Origin of the sequence: Methylosarcina fibrata AML-C10 (assembly GCF_000372865.1) — a bacterium.
Taxonomy (GTDB): Bacteria; Pseudomonadota; Gammaproteobacteria; order Methylococcales; family Methylomonadaceae; genus Methylosarcina; species Methylosarcina fibrata.
The window spans coordinates 826,416-849,888 of the sequence record NZ_KB889965.1; the positions used below are offsets into that span (position 1 = coordinate 826,416).

Annotated in this window: 12 protein-coding genes; 6 read left to right on the forward strand and 6 right to left on the reverse strand. The window is 51.4% G+C overall.

What is annotated here, in order from left to right:
* Positions 1-418 precede the first annotated feature (418 nt).
* From A3OW_RS26880 to A3OW_RS0104220, 4 genes are all read left to right on the forward strand, one after another.
* A complete protein-coding gene (locus tag A3OW_RS26880) occupies positions 419-694 on the forward strand; it encodes a type II toxin-antitoxin system HicB family antitoxin (RefSeq protein ID WP_083918138.1) in 276 nt (91 codons plus the stop codon).
* A 715-nt stretch (positions 695-1,409) separates the two neighbouring features.
* The gene (locus tag A3OW_RS0104210) at positions 1,410-2,324 is read left to right on the forward strand and encodes a fibronectin type III domain-containing protein (RefSeq protein WP_020562178.1); all 915 of its coding nucleotides are present in this window, start codon (positions 1,410-1,412) and stop codon (positions 2,322-2,324) included.
* A gap of 223 nt (positions 2,325-2,547) precedes the next feature.
* Entirely contained in the window at positions 2,548-3,681 is a 1,134-nt protein-coding gene (locus A3OW_RS24020; protein ID WP_020562179.1) for a sensor domain-containing diguanylate cyclase, read from the forward strand.
* A 567-nt stretch (positions 3,682-4,248) separates the two neighbouring features.
* Positions 4,249-4,908, forward strand: coding sequence for a peroxiredoxin (locus A3OW_RS0104220; protein ID WP_026223321.1), 660 nt, complete (start codon positions 4,249-4,251; stop codon positions 4,906-4,908).
* Between the two features lie 117 nt (positions 4,909-5,025).
* On the opposite strand, the gene A3OW_RS0104225 is transcribed toward A3OW_RS0104220, so the two are convergent.
* From A3OW_RS0104225 to A3OW_RS0104245, 4 genes are all read right to left on the reverse strand, one after another.
* Positions 5,026-6,468 carry a glutamate synthase subunit beta gene (locus tag A3OW_RS0104225; RefSeq protein WP_026223322.1) on the reverse strand — a complete coding sequence of 481 codons (1,443 nt, stop codon included), beginning with the start codon at positions 6,466-6,468 and terminating at the stop codon, positions 5,026-5,028.
* A gap of 119 nt (positions 6,469-6,587) precedes the next feature.
* On the reverse strand, positions 6,588-11,207 hold the full coding sequence (gene gltB / locus A3OW_RS0104230; protein ID WP_020562182.1) for a glutamate synthase large subunit: 4,620 nt from the start codon (positions 11,205-11,207) through the stop codon (positions 6,588-6,590).
* 702 nt (positions 11,208-11,909) lie between these two features.
* Positions 11,910-12,620: a TMEM165/GDT1 family protein gene (locus A3OW_RS0104240; protein WP_026223323.1), complete on the reverse strand. Its 711-nt coding sequence runs from the start codon at positions 12,618-12,620 to the stop codon at positions 11,910-11,912.
* A 185-nt stretch (positions 12,621-12,805) separates the two neighbouring features.
* Positions 12,806-13,762, reverse strand: coding sequence for a ZIP family metal transporter (locus A3OW_RS0104245; protein ID WP_020562185.1), 957 nt, complete (start codon positions 13,760-13,762; stop codon positions 12,806-12,808).
* Between the two features lie 275 nt (positions 13,763-14,037).
* Here A3OW_RS0104245 and A3OW_RS0104250 point away from each other — a divergent pair, with 275 nt between their 5' ends.
* Positions 14,038-16,335, forward strand: coding sequence for a TonB-dependent receptor (locus A3OW_RS0104250; protein ID WP_020562186.1), 2,298 nt, complete (start codon positions 14,038-14,040; stop codon positions 16,333-16,335).
* A gap of 740 nt (positions 16,336-17,075) precedes the next feature.
* Here the strand turns inward: A3OW_RS0104250 and A3OW_RS0104255 are convergent.
* On the reverse strand, positions 17,076-18,530 hold the full coding sequence (locus A3OW_RS0104255) for a beta-barrel assembly-enhancing protease (RefSeq protein ID WP_020562187.1): 1,455 nt from the start codon (positions 18,528-18,530) through the stop codon (positions 17,076-17,078).
* Between the two features lie 401 nt (positions 18,531-18,931).
* On the opposite strand from A3OW_RS0104255, the gene A3OW_RS0104270 reads away from it, so the two are divergent.
* Positions 18,932-19,813: a c-type cytochrome gene (locus A3OW_RS0104270; protein WP_020562190.1), complete on the forward strand. Its 882-nt coding sequence runs from the start codon at positions 18,932-18,934 to the stop codon at positions 19,811-19,813.
* Positions 19,814-19,858: 45 nt separating this feature from the next.
* On the opposite strand, the gene A3OW_RS0104275 is transcribed toward A3OW_RS0104270, so the two are convergent.
* Positions 19,859-23,461 carry an EAL domain-containing protein gene (locus A3OW_RS0104275; protein WP_157385788.1) on the reverse strand — a complete coding sequence of 1,201 codons (3,603 nt, stop codon included), beginning with the start codon at positions 23,459-23,461 and terminating at the stop codon, positions 19,859-19,861.
* Positions 23,462-23,473: the final 12 nt, after the last annotated feature.

Consider the following 23,473-nt stretch of genomic DNA (forward strand, 5'->3'; position numbering starts at 1 on the left):
CCGGACTGAATCGGGATATTTGATACAGGAGGATAAGAGAAGCGATTTTTTAAAGTTTTATAACGGAAACAGTGATTCCGCCGCGAATCACTTGATGTCGTCATTTAAGAAGAACGGTTTGACGCCGGCTGAAGGATTTATTTTGGCTAGCCGTGCGGACACGGTCCTTGGAAAATACTCAATGCTTATCGTGAGCTGCTGCTATGTAAATACTCGAGATTCCTTACAGATTTTGGCTTTTCGATGGATAATTAATTTATCCATTCTCTATGTTTAAAATATCATCGATTGAATATTTAAACTTTTAACTGACAATTATAAACTTTGTTTTATTGAAGAACATTATTTGACTAATCGTGTCATAAAAAATAGGAAAAAGAAAAGTCGACATTAAACTTGTAAATCGAAGAGATCGAAAATGAAATTAGTAGCGATTGTCCAACCCAGTTATCAAGGTTTAACAAAACGTTTTTCAGCTTATAGCCCGGACATTCCAGGATGCATAGCCAATGGATCGACCGAAAAAAAAGCCATAGAAGCACTGAGAGTAATGATCACTCATCAAATAAACAGGCTGGAAGAAGTAGGGATGGAGCCTCCTCAAAGTTCTTGTAAAATAGAAATTCTCAATATTGAAACTAAAAAAAGCCAGGAAAATGGCGACGAGTTTGTTCCATTAAGCCGATTACAATAGACATAAGTAAACCGGTCCAGGGAAAACGGGAGAATACCTGCCCGCATCTTTGACATTTTCTTAGCCGATTCTGCAGTTCTTCTGTAGATGCCGATCTCCAGTTATAAAAATCTTGCCTACCTCAAAGCCAGATGGTATTTTGTATTCGATCCTGATTTAGAGAGGAGAATCGAAAGCCGTCACATGCATCCAACCGTCCGGTCCCCTGCCTTTAGATTACGCGCTTCTTGACGCAAGCTGATACAGGTTCTTCGCAATTCCTGATTATTTCCCGTCATTATCATTCTAACTATTGCAAAGCTTTGATAGTTATAAAGAGACTTTGAAGCTCACTTTTTTCCTGCTGTTAAAATGACAACTTTCAGGCGTCGAATAAGCCTGTCGACCGGTCGAGAATTTATATCCTTTTGATCGGTCTGATTCCGACCGCTGCAAGGCGTCATCTTAAAGCGAGCTGCATGGCTGCGTTATTACAGACGGAGAAGAACGGTCTGACGAATGGTTCAATATCAATTTTACGATTGAGAACGGAATTTGGATCGTATTGATACGCTTAAGCAAAAATTGGCCGGAGTCGGCTAAAACACAATAATGATCCGGAGGAAAAAATAAAAAACTGAAGTAAAAATTTTGGGGGAATTGTTGGTTAGGAGGCCAACTGGAAAAAGAGCTTGATCGGCAAGCTCGCTTCATTATCCTAAACAGAGAATCCCTTATGAACACACGAATAAATTATGTTTTGTTTTTCATCGTTTTGTATCTCGTCAACGTACCGGCCTTTTCGATCACTTTCGATCGCACCAGACCGACCACTCCCACCAGCCTCACGGCGGCGCCGATATCCACTTCGGAAATTGACTTATCCTGGGTTAAATCCAGCGATGCCGGTACCGGCGTCAAAGGCTACCGTATCTATAAAAATGGCAAATATTCTTCTTCGACAAACACTACTTCGTTTAAGTCAACCGGATTGACTGCCGGAACTTCCTATAGCTTTGCCGTATCGGCTTATGATGGCGCCGGAAACGTCTCGTCCTTGTCCAAAACCGTTCAAGCGACCACGTTAACCTCGGGTGGCGGAGGTGGCGATACGGTTGCGGAAGTTGGTTATATCGGTTGTTCGATGACGATGGGAGCAGTCGACGGGGCACTGGATTTAGGTTCAACAATCTTTTGGAGCACAAAGCCCGATTATGGCGGCGGCGGGGTTTGGCAGTGGGCGCAAAGCTTTAGCAATAAATTCTGGACCGCTTTCCAGACGGCTTACAATGCCCAGCCGGTGAACGTTATCTGGTGGCAATTATGTTCGCTCGATGCTTATAAGAATAACGAAACGTATGACAATGCACTTTTGGTGATTGACGAACTCAAGAGCCGTATTCCGGGAGTCACCGTCTATGTTTCCGCTCAACCCGTTTACGATCCTGTAGACCATGTTTGCACGCTGGCCGGTGAATCGGGTCCCACCCGGATGGCGACTTTGGCGGCGCAATTGACCACGAACGGCGAGGCTCTGGCAGGACCGGTGACCGGCCCATTAAATTATCCGGAACAGACCAAAGACAGTTGTCACCCGAATGCCTCCGGCGAACAATTGATGGGGCAACAAGTCATCGATTTTTTTGACTAGGGGAGTCCCGGAATACGGCGAGCGGGTCTGTTCGAAATAAGTAAAGTTGTCTCTTGAAAAACGAAGAAATAATCTTCCTAATTTTTTTAAATGCTTGAAAATAAAATGTGATTAATGTCGCATTTTTGCAATAAAGTGCTAGGCTTAGATAGGATTTTGTTAGTTTTTGACCTATCCAGCCAATCACGCCTATTCGAACGCAGACTTATTCGGAGACCTTAACTTGGAAGAAGACTTAGCCACTGATTTATTGGTACTGCAAAGCCATTTGGACGGAATGATCGACCTGGTTGCGAAAAATAACGCGAGCTTGAGGCAGTATCGCGATTTTGAAATGCGTTTGCTAAATCTTGATTCCATGTCCGAAATCATTGAGCACATATTGGATGATGCGAAAAAATATTTTGATTTTGAAGTGATCAGCCTGTGTCTGGTGGACGAAACCTTCGAAATGGAAAAAATCTTGAACGATCAGGGACTCGATATAAAATCGAGAAAAGAAGTGATTTTTCTAAAAGACAAAGAGCTTTTACAATCGACTTTCGGCTTTGCGGTTCGTCCTTACATCGGAGCCTTTCAGAAAACCTTTCTGTCTTCATTTTTCAGCGAAAACAAACAACCCGTCAGCGTGGCCATCACTCCCTTGATTCGCCGCCGGAAATACCTGGGGACGTTGAATTTAGGAAGCTACAAAGCCGACCGTTTTGCCGGTCCCGCAATGATGGAATATCTCGTTCATTTAAGTTCGGTGATCAGCATTTGCCTGGAAAACAGCCTCAACTTCGAAACCATAAAAAGAACCAGCTACATCGACACCCTGACGGGAGTAAATAACAGGCGTTTTTTCGAGCAGCGCATCAACGAAGAATTGGATCGCTGCCAACGCAACGCCGATCCTATCTCCTGTCTGTTTCTGGACATCGATCGCTTTAAGGCGATCAATGATAAATACGGGCATCAAGGCGGCGACCAGGTGCTGGCTCTGGCAGCGAAGACCATAAAAACCCAATTACGGAATAACGATGTGCTGGCGCGTTATGGCGGTGAAGAATTCGTCGCCCTTCTGACCAATATTGACGGGGATAAAGCGTTCGAGATCGCGGAACGCATACGCAAGACAGTGGAAAACTTGGTGATTAAATATCACGACACTTCAATTTCCATTACCGTATCGATCGGACTGGCCACACACGTTCCTGACCGAATGTCGTTAACCAAATCCGACGATGCCGTCATCCGCTTGATCAAGGCGGCGGATGCCGCTTTGTACAAAGCCAAACGCAACGGCAGAAACCGGGTGGAAACCAATAAAACCAGTCTTTCTGTGGAATTGATGAATATGATCAGTTTAATTTAAGCTACGCCAGGCCATCAAATCTTTCCGAAGCTTTTCTAAATGACTCGATAAAGCCGCTTTTCTCTTTCGGTCGCCTTATTCAAGCCGCGGCCGTATCGCCTCTTTGGGATTGAATCTCGCCCATGCGCGCCGTCCAAACTTTTTACCCCTTCGTTTTCGGCGACCGAGGCTTCTTTGCCGACAACTGTCTCGTCGAATCAGCTTGAATGCAGTAATCAACTGTTGCTAAATCGGCAAATATATAGTAAACATATCGGTTAGCACCAATGTTGTATTTGTACATTGTTGCCGCTCTTTGATTTTATTGCGCCTCCTCATCAGAGAGCGAGAAACAGAATGAGGTACGGCGAGCCTGATGTTGTTAACCAGGAAATCTCAGTCGGATTAACCCGAAAATTACAGGAACTGAGGATTTCTTGATAATGCCCCATTGACTGTAAAACGAATTCATTCCGTTGAGTCGGTCAATTTCCAGACTGGAAAATAACCGATCTTCCGGTTGAATCCGTTGAAATAACTAAACCATAACAGTCTTTACTTTAACTTTAAAAGATGGAGGGTATAGAGATGTCACTACGAATAAATGATGAAGCGCCCAATTTTACTGCGGTCACAACGCAGGGCACTATTAACTTTCATGACTGGATTGGCGACGGTTGGGCCATTCTATTTTCTCATCCCAAAGATTTCACTCCGGTATGCACCACGGAACTGGGCTATATGGCCAGGCTGGAGCCGGAATTTGCCAAGCGAAACTGCAAACTTATCGGCTTGAGTGTGGATCCCGTAGAGGATCATAAGAAATGGGCCAAAGATATCGAAGAAACCCAGGGATGCGCGGTCAGCTATCCGTTGATCGGCGACAGCGACCTGAAAGTGGCCAAACTGTACAACATGTTGCCGGCCGACGAGCCGGGGACTTCGGAAGGCCGTACGGCTGCGACCAATGCGACCGTGCGTTCCGTGTTTATTATCGGGCCCGACAAAAAAATCAAGCTGATGCTGACTTATCCGATGACCACGGGCCGAAATTTCGATGAAATCCTGCGTGTGCTGGATTCGATGCAACTCACCGCAAAACATAAAGTAGCAACGCCGGTGAATTGGAAAAGCGGAGAAGATGTCATCATCGTACCGGCGGTCTCGGACGAGGAAGCGAAAAAGATGTTTCCCGGAGGCTGGAAGACCCTTAAGCCTTATTTACGGATAACCAAACAACCGCAGTGATCGTTGCGGCCCGGTCATATCCTTACCGCAAACCTGTCAGGTTTAAAAAGCCTGACAGGTTTGCGTTCTTATCGGGCAGACTCAAGACCTATCGATCGGATTCCGGAATAGAGGATTTTACCGGGGCAGGTCCGAGGTACCCATCAGATATTCATCCACGGCCCGCGCAGCTTGCCTGCCTTCCCGAATCGCCCAGACCACCAGCGACTGCCCGCGGCGTCCGTCGCCAGCGGCAAAAACTTTACCTATGGAAGTTTGGTATTGCCGGTCATTGGCTTTAATCTGGCCGCGCCCGTCGATCTCCACGCCAAGTTCATGCAGCAGTCCTTCGTGAACCGGATGAACGAATCCCATGGCCAACAGCACCAGGTCCGCTTCGAGAGTGAATGCGCTGTCTTGGACTTCGCTCATTTTCCATTGTCCGCCTTCCTGCTTCCATTCCACCCGCACCGCGTTGAGATGGGTAATCAGGCCGTCCTTGCCGGTAATGCTCTTGGTGTTGACGCTCCAGTAGCGCTGGCAACCTTCTTCCTGGGAAGAAGACGTGCGGAGTTTGTTGGGCCAGTTCGGCCAGGTGAGCAGTTTGTTTTCTTTTTCCGGCGGTTTCGGCAGAATTTCGAGCTGGGTTACCGAGGCTGCGCCTTGACGAATCGACGTGCCGATGCAGTCGGAACCGGTATCGCCGCCGCCGATGACGATGACGCGTTTGCCTTTGGCGGTAATGGCCTGATCTTCCGGAATGACATCGCCGGCGTTGCGTTTGTTTTGTTGGCGCAAGAAGTCCATGGCAAAATGGACTCCCTGATGCTCGTTGCGTCCGGCGACTTCCAAATCGCGGGGCTTTTCCGAACCTACGGCCAGGACAACGGCATCGAAATCGTCGAGTAGTTTCCGGGCGGAAATATTCTTGCCGATGTGACTGTTGGGCCGGAAGCGGACGCCTTCCGCCTGCATTTGCGCAATACGGCGATCGATCCAGTGCTTTTCCATTTTGAAATCGGGAATGCCATAGCGCAACAAACCGCCGATACGGTCATTTTTTTCGTACAGAACGACCTCATGCCCGGCGCGAGCCAGTTGCTGCGCGCAGGCCAGGCCGGCAGGTCCGGAACCGATCACGGCCACGCGTTTGCCGGTGCGCTTTACCGGAATGAGCGGTTTTATCCAGCCCATCTGCCAGCCTTTGTCGATAATGGCGCATTCGATCGATTTGATGGTGACCGGCTGATCGGTCAAATTGAGCGTACAAGCGGCCTCGCACGGCGCGGGGCAAATACGCCCGGTAAACTCGGGAAAGTTGTTGGTGCTGTGCAAAACGTCCAGTGCTTGTTGCCAGTTTCCCCGATGAACCAACTCGTTCCAGTCCGGAATGATGTTATTGATCGGACAACCTTGATGACAAAAGGGAATACCGCAATCCATGCAACGGGCTCCCTGCTGGGACATCTCGGCATCGCTTGGAGTCAGCGTAAATTCTCGAAAATTTTTGATACGCTCGGCAGCGGGCAAAGAACGCCGATCAGAGCGGGGAATTTCCATAAACCCGGTTGGTTTACCCATCTTCAATACCTTCTATAGTGTTAACGCCTCATTGCCTGCACGGAATAGGCATCGGCTTCAACAAGAAGCCGATGCGGTTGCATGCCGTCAATGGTGGGTTGAATATGCTTAAAAATCAATCAGACCGTAGCGGAAGCCTGCAATGCCTGAATTTGCTTGAGCGCTTCACGGTAATCGACCGGCATGACTTTAACAAAACGCGGCAAATATTCGTGCCAGTTTTCCAGGATGTGCCGGGCTCTCGGGCTGCCGGTATAATGCTTGTGGTTTTGAATCAAGTGTTTCAACCGTTGGGCATCATAACGGGTCATGTCGGACATGAGGTTGACGCGGCCATGCGTTTCCATGTCGCCGCCCTGATGAGCCACCAACTCCAGAGTGTCATCTTCCGCCGGGATGGGCTCCAGTTCCACCATGGCCAGATTGCAACGAATGTTGAAACGGCCGTCTTCGTCCAGCACATAAGCCACACCGCCCGACATGCCCGCCGCGAAATTGCGTCCGGTCGGGCCGAGCACAACGACGACGCCGCCGGTCATGTATTCGCAGCCGTGATCTCCGACGCCCTCCACGACGGCGATGGCGCCCGAGTTGCGCACGGCGAAGCGCTCGCCCGCCACTCCGTTGAAGTAGCATTCGCCGCTGATCGCGCCATAGAGCACGGTATTGCCGACAATAATATTTTCGGCCGGGTCGATGGCGCACTCTTTGGGCGGGAAGATCGCTATGCGGCCGCCGCTCATGCCCTTACCGACGTAATCGTTGCCGTCGCCTTCGAGCTGAATGCTGATGCCTTGCGCCAGGAAGGCGCCGAAACTTTGTCCGGCGGTGCCTTTGACGTTAATGGCGATCGTATCTTCGGGCAGGCCTTTATGACCGTAGCGCTTCGCGACTTCACCGGAGAGCATGGCGCCGAAGGTGCGGTTAATGTTGCGTATGGGCGTATTGATCAGCACCGGTTCGGCATTTTCCAGGGACGGCTTGGCTTTTTCGATCAGGAAATGATCCAGGGCTTTATCCAGACCGTGATCCTGCTGCTCCGACTGATAAACGGCGGTTGAATGGTCAACCTCGGGTTTATAGAAAATACGGCTGAAGTCGAGTCCTTCGGTCTTCCAATGATTGATGGCACGCTGCATGTCCAGTCTGTCGGACCGGCCGATCATGTCGTTGAGCCGGCGGAAACCGAGTTTCGCCATCCATCTGCGAACGTCTTCGGCGACCAGGAAGAAATAGTTCACCACGTGCTCGGGCTGGCCGGTAAAACGTTTGCGCAGCTCGGGATCCTGTGTGGCCACGCCGACCGGACAGGTATTCAAGTGGCATTTGCGCATCATCAAACAGCCCGAGACAATCAGCGGCGCCGTCGCGAAGCCGAATTCATCGGCTCCCAGCAGGGCGCCGATGACGACGTCCCGTCCGGTGCGCAAGCCGCCGTCGACCTGGACGGCGATACGCCCGCGCAGTTTGTTGATGATCAGGGTCTGGTGCGTTTCCGCCAGCCCGATTTCCCAGGGCAGGCCCGCGTGTTTGATGGACGTCATCGGACTGGCGCCGGTGCCGCCGTCGTAACCGGCAATGGTCACGTGATCGGCATGGGCTTTGGAAACCCCGGCCGCGACCGTGCCGACGCCGACTTCGGACACCAGCTTGACGCTGATGCGGGCCGTCGGGTTGACGTTCTTCAAGTCGTGGATCAACTGCGCCAAATCTTCGATCGAATAGATGTCATGGTGCGGCGGCGGCGAAATCAAGCCCACGCCTTGCGTGGAGTGCCGGACTTTCGCGATGATTGCGTCGACCTTGTGGCCGGGCAATTGTCCGCCTTCGCCGGGTTTCGCGCCCTGGCTGATCTTGATCTGGATGTCGTCGGCGTTGACCAGATATTCGGTGGTTACGCCGAAACGGCCCGAAGCGACCTGCTTGATCGCCGAACGCATCGAATCGCCGTTGGGCAGCGGAATAAAGCGTTCCGCCAGCTCGCCGCCTTCACCGGTGTTCGACTTGCCGCCGATGCGGTTCATCGCAATCGCGAGCGTCGTGTGGGCTTCGTAGGAAATGGAACCGAACGACATCGCTCCGGTGGCGAAGCGCTTGACGATTTCGGAAGCCGGCTCCACTTCGTCCAGAGGCACAGGCTCCGCATTTTCCTTGAAGGTCATCAGTCCGCGCAAGGTCAACAGATTCTCGTTTTGTTCGTCGATCAGGCGACAGAACTCTTCATACATCTCGCGGCTGTTGCTGCGAGTGGCATGTTGCAGTTTGCTGATGGTCGCCGGAGTCCAGATGTGTGCTTCGCCGCGAATGCGAAAAGCGTATTCGCCGCCGACGTCGAGCGCTCCCCGATAGAGGGGCGCATCGCCGAAGGCCAGACGGTGCCGGCGCAGCGTTTCTTCGCTGATTTCTTTCAAGCCCACGCCTTCGGTGGTGCTGGTCGTCCCGGTAAAATATTTATCCAGGAAAGCTTCCGACAAGCCGATGGCGTTGAAAATCTGCGCGCCGCAATACGACTGGTAGGTCGAAATGCCCATTTTAGACATGACTTTGAGCAGGCCTTTGGCGATCGCCTTGGTATAGCGTTTATGGGCTTCGTATTCGGTCAGTCCGGCCAGATTCTTGCACAGGGAGGTCAGCGTGTCGAAGGCCAGGTAAGGATTGATCGCTTCCGCGCCGTAAGCGGCCAGCAGAGCGAAATGATGCACTTCCCGCGCTTCGCCGGTCTCAATGACCAGACCGACTTTGGTGCGGAGGCCTTCCCGGGTCAGGAAATGATGCACGGCGGACGTCGCCAGCAGGGCAGGGATGGCCACATGAGCGGCATCCACGTCCCGGTCGGAGAGGACCAGAATGTTGTTGCCGTCCAATACGGCCTGCTTGGCGCCGACGCACAGCTTTTCCAGCGCGCTCTCCATGCCGCTCGCGCCGAGATCCGACGAATAGCAGAGCGACAGAGTCTTGGTCCTGAACAGGCCGTCGGTGCGCGGTTCGATTTTCCGAATCGTTTCCAGGTCCTGATTGGTCAGGATGGGCTGTTCGACTTCAAGGCGCGTGTGGGTTCCGCCTTCGTCGAGGCCCAACAGATTAGGCCTGGGCCCGATAAACGAGACCAGCGACATGACCAATTCTTCGCGGATGGGGTCAATGGCCGGGTTGGTCACCTGTGCGAAAGCCTGTTTGAAATAATCGTACAACAGGCGGGGACGTTGCGACAGCACCGCCAGGGCGGCATCGATGCCCATCGAGCTGACCGCTTCCTGGCCGGTCAGGGCCATGGGCTTCAGAATGGCTTCAATGTCTTCCTGGGTGTAACCGTAGGCCTGCTGGCGATCCAGCAGCGTCTGTTCATCCGGCGCCATCGCGGCGATTTCCGGCGGCAGTTTGGACAACAGGATCTGCGACTTGTCCAGCCATTCGGCGTAAGGATGACGGTTGGCCAGTTCGGTCTTCAGTTCGGAATCGTCAATGATGCGGCCCTGAACGGTATCGATCAGCAGCATTTTGCCGGGCTGCAGGCGCCATTTCTTGATGATTTTATGCTCGGGTACTTCCAGTACGCCCATTTCCGATGCCATGATCACGATGTCGTCGTCGGTGACCAGATAGCGGGCAGGGCGCAATCCGTTCCGATCGAGAGTCGCTCCGATCTGGCGTCCGTCGGTAAAAGCTACGGCGGCAGGGCCGTCCCACGGTTCCATGAGAGCCGCATTGTATTCGTAGAAGGCTTTCTGTTTGTCGTTCATCAACACGTTGCCCGCCCAAGCTTCCGGAATGAGCAGCATCATCGCATGGGCAAGGGAATAGCCGCCGGCCACCAGTAATTCAAGAGCATTGTCGAAACAGGCCGAATCGGATTGACCTTCGGCAATTAACGGCCAAAGTTTATGCACGTCGTCGCCCAGGATTTTGGACGAGATGGAATGGCGCCGCGCCGCCATGCCGTTGATGTTGCCGCGCAGAGTATTGATTTCGCCGTTATGGGCGATCATGCGGAAAGGATGCGCCAGATCCCAGGTCGGAAAGGTATTGGTGGAAAAACGCTGATGCACCAGGGCCAGAGCGCTGACCATGCGTTCGTCGGTCAGGTCGGGGTAAAAGGTGCCCACTTGGTCCGCCAGCAACATGCCTTTGTAGACAATCGTTCGGGACGACAAGGACGGGATGTAGAAAAAGTGGCCGTTTTCCAGTTGCAGTTCACGGACTTTGTTTTCCACTTGTTTGCGGATAACGAACAGTTTGCGCTCGAAGGCGTCCTGATCGGCGCAGTCGGCGCCGCGTCCGATGAAAATCTGACGGATGAAAGGTTCCACCGGTTTTACCGATTCGCCCAATTCGTGATTGTCGGTCGGAACATCGCGCCAACCCAACAGAACCGCCTTTTCTTTTGCTATAATATCGGTCAATACCGCTTCGCAGGCGGCACGGCTGGCCTCTTCGCGGGGCATGAACAGCATGCCGACCGCATAGTCGCCTTCCGGCGGAAGCGACAGCCCCAATTTGCCGCATTCGGCGCGTAAAAAGGCATCGGGCATTTGAATTAAAATGCCCGCCCCGTCGCCGGCATAGGGATCGGCCCCCACGGCGCCGCGATGGGTTAAATTTTTGAGCAGGTCGAGCCCTTGACGGACGATGCCGTGACTTTTTTGTCCTTTAATATGAACGATGAAACCTACGCCGCACGCATCATGTTCATTGCGGGGATCATATAAACCCTGTCTGGCCGGTAGTCTGTTCTGATTCATTGTCACCTCCAAAAGTGAATTAATTTAAGGGTTATTCTCCCGTCCCTTACAAAACCATAGCCCCAAGTGCACGAAGTGCTTTTACTTTTAATTGAATTTAAAGGGTTCATGTGGGGGCAAAACTGTTAAATTATACGTATCAAGGGCTTCCTTGTCACGCAGTCTTTTCTGCCCGAGTGGCGCCATGAAAGTCAAAAAATGCCGTAAGTTGAAGATTGAATTAGAAATCGATTCCATCTCGCTGATTTTTAATTGAAAGTTCATTATTTTCTTCTTCAAACCGTTTTCATCGCTGACCATTGCCGCCTTGCAACGCGCCAAACAATAACCGACCTCAGCCCAAGTGAGTGGAGCGCCTTTTTAAAAATCAATGAAATTCGGGTTTTCGAGTGGTCTCGGCTTATGGGACGGTCCGCTTGTGGCTAATAAATTAAAGCGCCGCTATCGAATTTTTTTTGCAGCGCGTCGGTAGCTCATAACGATGCGCTTTGTGACGAATGACGACGTCCGGCGTTTGATTTGTTCGGGATGTGTCTGAGTTCCAATATCGCTCATTGAGAAAAACAAAGAAAAAACTTTTCAAAGCAGTGACGTTATGTTAACGGCTATGATCGTTTTGTCAAACGGAATTATCGGCGGCCGCATTCGGCCTTTATTTTTCAGTGAGATGGAGACGGTTCGCCATGACATCGGCGCTTTGGGCTACCGACTCGCATATTCCAGATAACTGCGATAGCCGGCGAGGATGGCAATGGTAAGAAAGATGAGCCCACTGATTTTATGCAATAAAGTCAGGGGCAGTTTTTGTAGAATCGTCCGGCCGGCCAGAATGCCCAAAGCCGAAGTGAACGCCAGCGCGGCGGTCGAGCCTAGCCATATCGCCGCGGGCGTGGCCGTGCTGCTGAGCGCGACCACGGCCAGTTGAGTTTTATCGCCGAATTCGGCCACGGTAATCATTAGAAAGGTTGTGATAAAGATGCCGTGTCCGCTTTTTTCCTTAATCTCGTCATCGTCGTCATCGCCATTGGCAGCCAAAAGGGCGTGAATTCCAAAAACGGCAAACAACACCGCGACCGCCGCAGCGATCATGCTCTCGGGCAGCCAGTGAGCGATGGCGGCACCAAAGACAACCGCCAGCGTGTTCAAGAAGGCAAAAGCGATCACGGCTCCCCACAGCACCGGCATGGGCCGATGGCGCGAGGCAAGCGTCATGCAAACCAACTGACTTTTATCGCCTATTTCAGCCGCCACGATTAAAAGAAAGGTGGTGGCTGAAGCGGCCGAGAATTCGGCGATGTTCCATTGCCCCAATAGTAACAGTATGGAATCCAACGCCTGGCGGAGTATCTCGTCAGGATGGAGCGCATTTATCCGGGAGAGAATGTGTTCAAGACAATTGGAATACTTATCCATGGGAAATAGCGGAGTTGATGCGTTGGAAGAGTTGCAGAGGATTGGCGCCGGTTCGGAAAAAATTTTTTGAATCGATTAATCGGCGGGAAGAAACCCGAGCGGAAAACGTACGGGTTTCGAGATGGCAAGCAATTTCCGGAGCGCAGAGTTTTTTTGATCTTGAGATGGCGTACTCAAGCCTCAATTCAGCCCAGCAAATTATCCAGAATCATCATGATGATGAAGCCGATCATCAAGGCAAAGGTGGCGTAGCGGGAACGGTTGCCCGTACTGCCGTGGGTTTCCGGAATAATTTCCTCGCTGATGACGAACAGCATGGCGCCTGCGGCAAAGCCCATGGCAATCGGCAGGATGGGCTGGAATAAAGTCACCATGGTGATGCCGAGCAATCCTCCGACCGGCTCGACCAAGCCGGTGACGGTGGCGATGCCGACCGCATGCCATTTATTGTAATTCAATCCGACCAGAGGCAGGGCGACGGCCAGCCCTTCCGGAATATTCTGCAGGGCGATTGCAATCGCCAACACGGTGCCCGTTTTCATCTCTCCGGTACCGTAGCTGACTCCCACCGACATCCCTTCCGGAAAGTTATGAATGGTAATGGCAATAATGAACAGCCAGATTTTATTCAGCGATGTTCTGCGAAGATCGGCCACCGCGTCGAAATGAACGTGTGGCAATTGCCGGTCGGCGTAGTGCAAAAACAAGGCGCCCAGCATCATGCCGAACGACACGAAATAAATGCCTTTGCCGGGCCAGACGGCATTACCGAAGCTCATGCCCGGAACCAGCAGGGAAAAGGCGGTGGCTGCCAGCATGACGCCGGCGGCTCCGCCCAGCATGCTGTTGAAAAGATTGTTCGAGATGTTTCTGAAGAACAGCGCGGGCAAGGCGCCGACGCCGGTCGCCAGCCCGGCCAGAATGCTGGCCAGAAAACCGATGACGACGATTTTGCCGAAAATGACGTATAAACCGCCGAAAACGATCGCCTGAGACAATAAAAACAGCCCTGCCACGCTCGCCCAGCGTTGTACAGGCGGAAGACTCATCAATTTTCGGTAAGATTCGCTGGCCGTAATCCGGGCCAGTTGCGCAGTCAAAAAGAGCTGCAATTTTTTTACGGTTTGAATGCTGGTTGTCATGAAGGGTGCCTGTTCCGCCTTTTGCATCGTATGAGTCGAGCATTATAACCAAATCCCAACAATTTGTAAGGTTACTGCGGTTGACGTGGAGAAGGAGCCGGTTGGGTTTGTCTCTTCGACAAAAGACCGGGGAGTACCCGGAGACAAAAGATCTGCAAGTTTTCACAGGAGCGGTCTCGGCCCGATGGGAAATTTTCCTTTTTGCGGCCCGCTTATGGTTGTTGAAAAACGATTTGTCTATGATGCCGCCTTTGTCTAATTCATCAGAGTCGAATATGAAAAAACTTGCCTTTATGGCGCTGTCCGGTCTGACGATTTTCTCGACGGCGATGGCCGAGGACCGGTCGGCCGACGAACTGGAGACGGTCGAGGTTCTCGATGTCTCGCCTTTGCAGGGGAGCGGCGTCGAGGCCGAAAAAATACCGGCCAATATTCAGACGGCGAACGCCAAGCAACTGGAGAAAGCTCAGAGTCTTTCCTTGTCGGACTACATGAACCGTTATCTCGGCAGCGTTCATGTCAATGAAGCGCAAAACAACCCGTTGCAGCCGGATATTTATTACCGGGGCTTTGTCGCTTCGCCGTTATTGGGACTGCCTCAGGGTTTGTCGACTTACGTCAACGGCGTTCGCTTCAACGAGCCGTTCGGCGATTCGGTCAACTGGGATTTGATCCCGCGCGGTGCGATCGACACGATGGAGTTGTATCCGGGATCCAATCCGCTGTACGGACTGAACAGTCTGGGCGGCTCCATTTCGCTCAAGACCAAGACCGGTTTTTCGGCCCCCCGGCATCAATTCGAAGCGTACGGCGGCTCCTGGGACCGGCATTCGGAAGAACTGATGAGCGGATGGAATAACGGGACCTGGGGTTATTTCATCGACCTGCACCATTTCGACGAGGAAGGTTGGCGCAATTTTTCACCGACCGAAGCCAATCAAGTATTCGGCACGTTAAGCTGGCGTAACGACCGAGGCTCGCTCGACCTGACCCTGGGCGCCAACGACAACGATCTGCGCGGCAACGGCGCGGTGCCGATCCAGTTGCAACAACAAAACCGGGAGGCGGTGTTTACCCATCCCGATCAGACCATTACCCGGATGTTCTTTTCCGAACTGGCCGGCAGCTATGCGTTGACCGACCAGATTGAGTTGAGCGGCAACGCTTATTACCGGCAAAACCGGATCAAGACTTTCAACGGCGACGACAGCGACTTTGAAGAATGCGGCACGTTCATGTGCGATGAAGAAAATGAAATCGCGGAAGATGTTTTCGGCAATCCGATTGCGGCCGGAGACAACGTCGAAGGCGGCACCAACAATACCAGCGCGACCTACAACCGCAGCCGCGGCGGCACCGTGCAGGCGATGTTCGACCATGACTGGTTCGGACATAAAAACAATCTGCTTCTGGGCGGCAGCTACGACTATGCGGACGTGCATTTCGAGTCCGATACCGAATTGTCGCAGTTGACGCCGGACCGGGGCACGATCGGCAGCGGGATTCTGGTCGAAGAGGCGAGAGTGCGTCTGAATACGGTCACCGAAACCTACGGCTTTTACCTGAGCGACAGTTTTTCAATTACCGACAAACTGACCGCGACGCTGGCCGGGCGGTACAATCACGTCAGCATCACGATGAAAAATCAGTACATCGAAGACAGTGAAGACAAGCTGAGCGGCAAACACAGCTACGAACGGTTCAATCCGTCCGCGGGCCTGACCTATCAGATCTTCGACAATCTGGGCGTGTACGGCAGTTACGGCGAATCGTCCAGAGTGCCGACGCCGATGGAACTCAGCTGCGCCGATCCGAATGATCCCTGTCGGCTGCCGAATGCGTTCCTGTCCGATCCGCCGCTCGATCAGGTGGTCGCGAAAACCTGGGAAGGCGGTTTTCGGGGCAATTTCAACAAGCTGATCGGCAAGGGAGACACCCGATGGAATCTCGGTTATTTCAATACCACCAATCACGACGACATCATTTTCCGGCGCGATGGCGACAGCATCAGCGAGGGCTACTTCAGCAATGTCGGAAAGACCCGCCGCTATGGGGTCGAAGCGGGCGTGAGTTCCTTGATTCCTGCTCTGTTCAGTCCGATTGACGACTGGAATTTTTCGGCAAACTACACCTATCTGAATGCCCGTTACCTGGACAGCTTTTTGATTCAAAACCCGTTGGATAATGATCAAGCGGCGACAGTCGAGCGCGGCGACAAGATTCCGGGCATTCCGGAGCATATCTTCAAAGCATCGGTCGGTGTCCAGCTTTGGCAGCGCTTGTCGTTGGCGATCGACGGCTTGTACAGCAGCGATCAGTTTTTCCGGGGCGACGAGGCGAATGTAACCAGTCAGTTGCAAGGGTACTGGCTGTTCAATGCGCGGGCCGAATACAAGTTCAACAAGCATTTCACGTTGTTCGGCAAGGTCGATAACATTTTCGACAATAACTACAATTCCTTTGGTACATTCGGCGAGCCGGACGAGGTGCTGGGCGATGCCTACAACGATAACCGGTTTGTTTCTCCCGGCGCGCCCAGGGCGGGGTGGATCGGAGTTCGGCTTACCTTATAAATAGGCCGTTTTCTTTCATGGGTTGGGCTTCCGTTCGCCGGAGGCTCGGCCCCTTCGAAAGCCTCGGATGAATGCGGGGATGTCTTTGCCGGTTTACTCTGCGCATGTTGCATAAGCTTCCGCAAGCCGTTGCGAAAGGACATGCTTGCTTAACTCGGCGGACGTAGGGAAATAGAGGGCTTTAAGCGAATGCCGGACCATTCGAAAATCTTTTTTCACCGGAAATAAAAAGCCCGCATAAAGCGGGCATATTGAGCTGTTTTCTTATTATTATTGCGTTGTATTTACGTATCGCAAATACAACTTTTTTACTCAAGTTAGGTTAACTTCATTTATTATTGTTATCAGCATAGTCTAAAAGACTATCCTCCTCAATGCCGGTAGCTTAACCAGGCTTGCTCGTTATGAGCGGGCTTATTCTATTACTAAGAGTTATCGGTGTCTATTAAAAAAAATAATTTTTTTGTTAAAAAACTCATAAATTAAAAAAATATAATAAAAACATAGCGATATATATTAGTTTAAAGCATGTCCGATCCGCATCGCCGGTAACCATTGCTTCCGTTAAGCTGGCGTTCATAATTGTTGTGATAGAAGCCCCGAATTCACTTCATTTTTACTGAGCCGGCGGAAGTTTTATTCGCTGAAGCATCCCTTTTCTTCGGCATCGCGCTTTTCATTGATTATCCGGAAATTTTCATGTGGCAGGCTGTTCGCTATCCATGAAATTATCTGTCTGACTAATCGTGTTCTCTTGCTTGTTTTTCTTCGTTAATGAAAAAAACGAGCCGGTCGTTAAGAATGGAAGACAAATGGAAATTCAGCCCCTTCGATTTTTGGGCCAATCGGATTTGCAGGATGGCGTCCCGGGTCTGGCCGACCGCATAGTAGTATTCGGCCAGATAACGATGCGATTCGGCCGGCTGATGCAGAGCACCGTAAGTCTGAGCCAGAAGCTCGAAATAGATCGGCAATTGCCGGGTTTTAGGCGGAAGAGAAAATAAACAGGTTTTTGCCGGTTCCGGTTTGCCGGCTTTCAATAGAGCGGAAATGTATTCGAGCTTGACGGATTCGTTATTGGGAAATTGTTTGATTGATTTTTCATAACGAGCCAGGGCGGCCGGATAATTTCTGGCTTCCTGAGCGGTATGCGCGAAGGCGGCGGCATATTGCGGCTGGTCCGGAAAATCGGCCGTCAGTTGGCGAAAGATCGTTTCCGCTTCGTCGCCGTTTTGCGATTTCAGCGCCGCCAGACCCAGGCCATATTTGGCTACCGTGCGCTGCTCCGCCGTTCCCTGAGTCAGTCTGGACTGAAAATATTTCCGGGTTTCCGCCAGATCGGTACTGGTCAGGACACGGAGTTTGGCTTTGGTCAACTGATAGCCGAGAGAGTCGGGATATTGTTTGTAAGGATAGGCTTCCGCGCGATTGCGGGAATCCGATATGCGCGACTCGGTGACCGGGTGAGTACGCAGAAATTCCGGAATATTCTGGCCATAATAGCGGGTGGATTGCTGCAGACGTTCGAAAAAAGTGGGCATGCTGCGTGGATCGTAATGTGACTGCGACAAGGTCTGCATGCCGACGCGGTCGGCTTCTTCTTCATTTTCGCGGGTAAAATCGATTTGAAATTGAACGTTTCCCGCTTGTATTGCAACCAAAGCCGCCTGACCGAGAGCGGGCGCCTGAGTGCCCAATAAAATGGCCGCCAAAGTGGCCGCCGCGGTAGGAATCGACAAGCGGCCGGCCGCTTCGGCGGCCCGGTACAGGTGCCGTTGAGTCACGTGCGCAATTTCGTGCGCCATGACCGAGGCCAGCTCGCTTTCCGCTTCGGTGGTCAGGATTAAACCGGAATTCACGCCGATATAGCCGCCGGGACCGGCAAACGCGTTGATGTCGTTCTCCATGACGACAAAAAAATGGAAGGGATTCCCTGGCGCATCGCTGTTAGCCACCAGCTTTTGCCCTACGGACTGGATATACTCCTGAATTTCCGCGTCCTGATTGATGGTGATTTGAGAATGCAGGCTTCTGAAAAAAGCCTCGCCCAACTGTTTTTCTTCCTCCGGAGTGATCAAGGTTCCCGAAGAATCCCCCATATCGGGCAATTCGATTTTACTGATCTCGACGGCTTGTTGCGCAGCAGGATAAAAGGCAAGTAACAAGGCCAGGATTAAAATAGGTTTTTTTGACATGACGGGCCAGATTATACAGTCGGTTTGGTTATGAGCCGCAAAGTAAATTGCATTTGACGACAACGCCATGCGCCGACTGAAGAAAAATCGCCGAAACCTTTAAATCGAAAAAGGGATAACGCATCCTCATGCATCCGGCCGGTAATGTCCGGCCCGCCTCCAGAAAAAACGAGAGTTTTTGCCACAAGAAGATCGTCGACGGTTCCGAAATTATCATTGATACAGAAATCGGCAATAAGTTTCAGCAGGCAAGAATGTATTGCGCGGCATTTTCAGGCGGCAGTTCAAACAAACCAATATTTACGTTTATTAACAGTCTAGGCGTTCGGCAATAAAAAATCGATCGGATTCGCCGGAGTTTGAAAAAATTGTTTTCGGCTTGTCCGGATTTCGAGGCACGCATGAATAAAATGCCGGAGAATCATGAGCAATGGGTATATAATCCGGAAATCGACAACCAATCAATGAGAGCCGGCATGGGTATGAAAAATCGGGGGCTTTTTTATATCTTGTTTTTTTTGTCTTTAATGATTCAATCGGTTTTTGCCGCCGAAAAATGGCCTGAATTCAATCTGATCAAAGCCGGAGATTCGCAGTTACCGCCGGCGCGAACGGTCGCGGTCGGACACGATCCTGTCTATAAAACGTCCAAAGAATACCAGGCTTATTCTCTACGGGAAATCCTTGAAAAACTGCCGATGCCGCCCTCGACTGCCGAAGATCGGCTGATCGTTTTTACCGCGGTCGACGGCTATAAGGTGGCGATGGCCTACCAGGATGCCCTGAGCGAAGAAGGGTTTATTGCTTTTAAGGATAATGCGGCGCCGGCAAATAAGAAATGGCTGGAATTCAAATTCGGCAAACAAACGATGACCCCGGCTCCGTATTATCTGGTCTGGTCCAGGAAAGGCCTGGACGAATGGCGCTATCCATGGCCGTTTCAACTGGCTTCCGTTTCCTTGCAATCCGCCAAATCTTATTTCGGCGCCGCTGCGCCTTCGGTGACGGATAAAAAAATCAATAACGGCTTTAATCAATTCAGCCGTTATTGCATTCGTTGCCATTCGGTGAATCTGTCGGGCGGAGAAGTCGGTCCCGAACTCAACATTCCGAAAAACATTACCGAGTATTTTAAAGAAGAAGAACTCGTCGGATTCATTTTGAATGCAAAGAATTACCGAGCCGGCACCAAAATGCCCGTTTTCGAAGAACTGATCGGTAAGGACGGTGCCGAGGACATTGTCAGGTATCTGAAGCAGATGAAACTGGAAAAGAAAAATTGATGGGGAATGGCCTTCGAGGTTTCGGCGCAGGCAAGACGGTTATTTTTAATTCAGGGCGTTGTCCTGCTGACTCAGGACCGGCCGGTTTGAGTCCGCCAAATATTTTTCGGCGTACAGAATGGACGAGATCGGCTCGCTGAAATAATAGCCTTGAAAATGGCGGCAGCCTTTTTGTTTCAGAAAGTTCATCTGGTGAAACGTTTCCACCCCTTCCGCGATGACGTGCAGATTCAAATGACGGGCCATGCTGATGATGGTTTCAACAATCACGGCATCGCTGGCATTGTCGGTAATATCCTGGATGAACCCCCGATCTATTTTCAATACGTCGATCGGCAATTGTTTCAAATACATCAACGAAGAGTAGCCGGTACCGAAATCGTCGATGGCGATGGCCACGCCCAACTCTTTCAGAGCTTTCATTTTTGCGATGGTTTCTTCGATGTCGGCAATCATCAGGCTCTCGGTGAGTTCGATTCCGAGTAAACCGGCCGAAATTCCGGTGTTCTCAATGGCCTCCTGAACCTGGCCTACAAAGTTTTTCTGTCTGAATTGCCGGGCGCTGATGTTGATGGAGATATGGGGCGAGACAATTCCTTCTGCTTGCCAGGATTGAATTTGCCGGCACGCTTCCATCAGCACCCAGGCACCTATTTCCAGAATGACTCCGCTTTCTTCAGCCACGGAAATAAAGTCTTTCGGAGTCAACACGCCTTTTTCCGGATGATGCCAGCGAATTAAGGCTTCGGCTCCGGATACCGTGCCGTTTTCGCGGACCTGCGGTTGATAATACAGAAAAAATCTGTTTTTCTTCAGGGAATCCCGGATGTGGGATTCCAGATTGACCCGGTGGTTGGCCTCTTCCTGCATGGCCGGATGGAAAAAACTGATGGTATTGCGCCCGCTGGCTTTGGAACGGTACATCGCGATATCGGCTTGTTGCAAAATTTTAGCCGGAGTTTCCTGGTCCGACGGAAACAGAGCGATGCCGATACTGGGCGAAAGCTGATGCTGATATTGATCGAGGAGAAAAGGCTCGTTCAGTTTTTCCCGGACCTTTTCCGCGACGGTCAACGTGTGTTCTGCCGCAATAGCCGGGCTGTCGGACTGGGCAGGGAGCAATACGACAAACTCGTCTCCGCCGAGACGGGCGGGAGTATCCTCTTTTCTCAACACCGAGGACAGACGCGCGGCGACCTGAATCAGCAATTGATCGCCCACCAGATGCCCTTGCGTATCGTTGAGCCATTTGAAATGGTCCAGATCGAGGAATAAAAGGGCGCCGAACTTTTTGTTTCTTTGGGCCACGGCCAATTCATGATCGAACCGGTCCAGCAATAATCGCCGATTGGGCAAGCCCGTCAAGGGGTCATAAAAGGCCAGGGCATGAATTTTGTTTTCGGCCTCTTTTTTCTCGGTAATGTCGGAAAAAACCGAAACATAATGAGTAACTTCGCCTGAGTCGTTCCTGACGGCATTGATCGTTTGCCATTGCGGATAAATTTCGCCGTTGCTCCGCCGGTTCCACATTTCTCCTTCAAAGCGGCCTTCCTGGATTAATTGGTTCCAGAAGTTTTCGTAGAACTCTTGGTCGTGAAGACCGGATTTTAGAATGCCGGGAGTTTTTCCTTCGACTTGTTCCTGAGAATAGCCGGTGATTTCAGTAAAGGATTTGTTTATTCTGAGAATCCTGGCGTTTTTATCGGTAATCAGAATTCCCTGCTGGCTTTCGAAAGTGGTAGCCGCCAGGCGAAGCTGCTCTTCCGCCTGCTTTTGCCGGGTAATATCGACCATGAAGCCATAGAGTTCGGACACTTCGCCGTGCTCTACAGTCAAGTCGATAAAATTTCGCAACCATACGCAACGCCCGTCCGCAGCGTACATGCGAAATTCGACTTGATGGCTGTTCTGCCTTGCGGTTTCCGCCATGCAAACCGCTCGGGTGCGTTCGAAGTCGTCCGGATGAATATGTTTTTGACAAAAAGAAGGGTCGTCCAGCCAATCCCTGACGGGATATCCCAGGATGTTTTCGGCTTCGTCGTTGACAAATAAAAATTGCATCGTCAACGGATTGGCCCGCCAGACGATGGCGGACTGGGTATGCACCAGCTTTCTGAACTGTTCCTCGCTGGCGACAAGCTTGCTGTTGCTGAGTTTGAGTTCTTCGGTGCGTTTGTAAACTTCCGAGCGGACCGATTCGGTATGTCCGGTAAGAACCAACAAAGAAATACCGGTCAAGCCGGTGAGAAACATGCCGCCGGCCAACAACTGCCATACCGACCACGAGTAATTTTCGCTCAGAAATTTATTGTCCGGAGTCACATTCAACATCCATTGGCCGGGACCGAGCACCACCGTTTGCCGATTGAACAATGCCAGAGAATTGGCGCCGTCCTGCCCTACATGCGATTGAAAAATCGGTAGCCTCCTGTTTTCGCTCCGATTGTTGAACAGTACGATGGCCATATGATTCACGTTAATACCGGTCAACGAGTCCTGGACAAAGCGGCCGATATTAAAAACTCCGGCAACCACTCCTTTCAGGCAGTGGCAACCGTTCTTACGAGTATCGGCTACGGGCATCAGAACAAGAAAATCGTATTGTTCGGTTACGACCACCGTTCCCGAGCCGAAGTCAACTTTCCGAACCGTCTCGGTTATGGACGAATCACTGGTTTGGCCGGTCCATTCCTGCACCGAATAGCGTTTAATCCAGCGCGAACCGGGCCTGTTGTCGACCGGCTCCAGCCAGATCAGATTGGCAGCATTCGAAAGCTGATGGATGATTGAAAGCGAAACGGTGCGAAAATTATCCTCTTTTATTTGGGTAATCCCGGCCAGACCTTTGTAGACGCTCATGATCGTCAATTGATGCCGAAACTGATTCTCCAGATTTTTCCTGAGGTTGCAGGCTTGATCTTCGATGATTTTTTGTAAACGTAGAACCTCGTGTTGCTGCGCAAATAAATAAGCGGATGCGGTGATGAGAAACATCACGATGAGCGGAAACCCTACCGCAAACGACCGTTGCCGCCAGATCGGGCTGGAGCGGTTGAAAATGATGAAAAACAGCGGAGTGAAAACGGCAATCCCGGTGCAATCGCCGAGCCACCACGTCAGGAATGCGAATACGATATCCTCCCGGATGATGACGTTGTTATATAATAAGCCGAAGACGCTGAAAACGGCGGGAAAAAAAGTGGCCACCGGGCCCGCCATCAAAAAAAACAAGGCAATCAGCCTGGCCGAGACCATGTCGTGGGGATAGGCGGCGAATTTCCTGACCAAAATACAGCCGAGCCACGCTCTTGCCACGCTGTTGACGGGGTTAAGAAAAAAGACCAGCAACACGCCCGGCGAATCGACCATGGACGGAGTATTGTAGACTTCATAATGAATCATCAATTCGGCCATGAAGATTCCGGGCAACACCTTGCCTCCCCAAAGCAAGGCAGCGCCGAGAGCAATGCCGGCAGGAGGCCAGATCGCAGTAGCGTAACTGGGCGGCACCGAAAGCGGCAGAGTCAGTTTCCCGGCGATATAAAACAATACGGCGGTGATCACGATATGAAGCAAGCTTGTGCCTATCGTCGTTTCTATAACGCTTTTCTTGCCGCCGTATTTGCGAGGATGAAGCAATTCTTTCATGATTTGTATGGG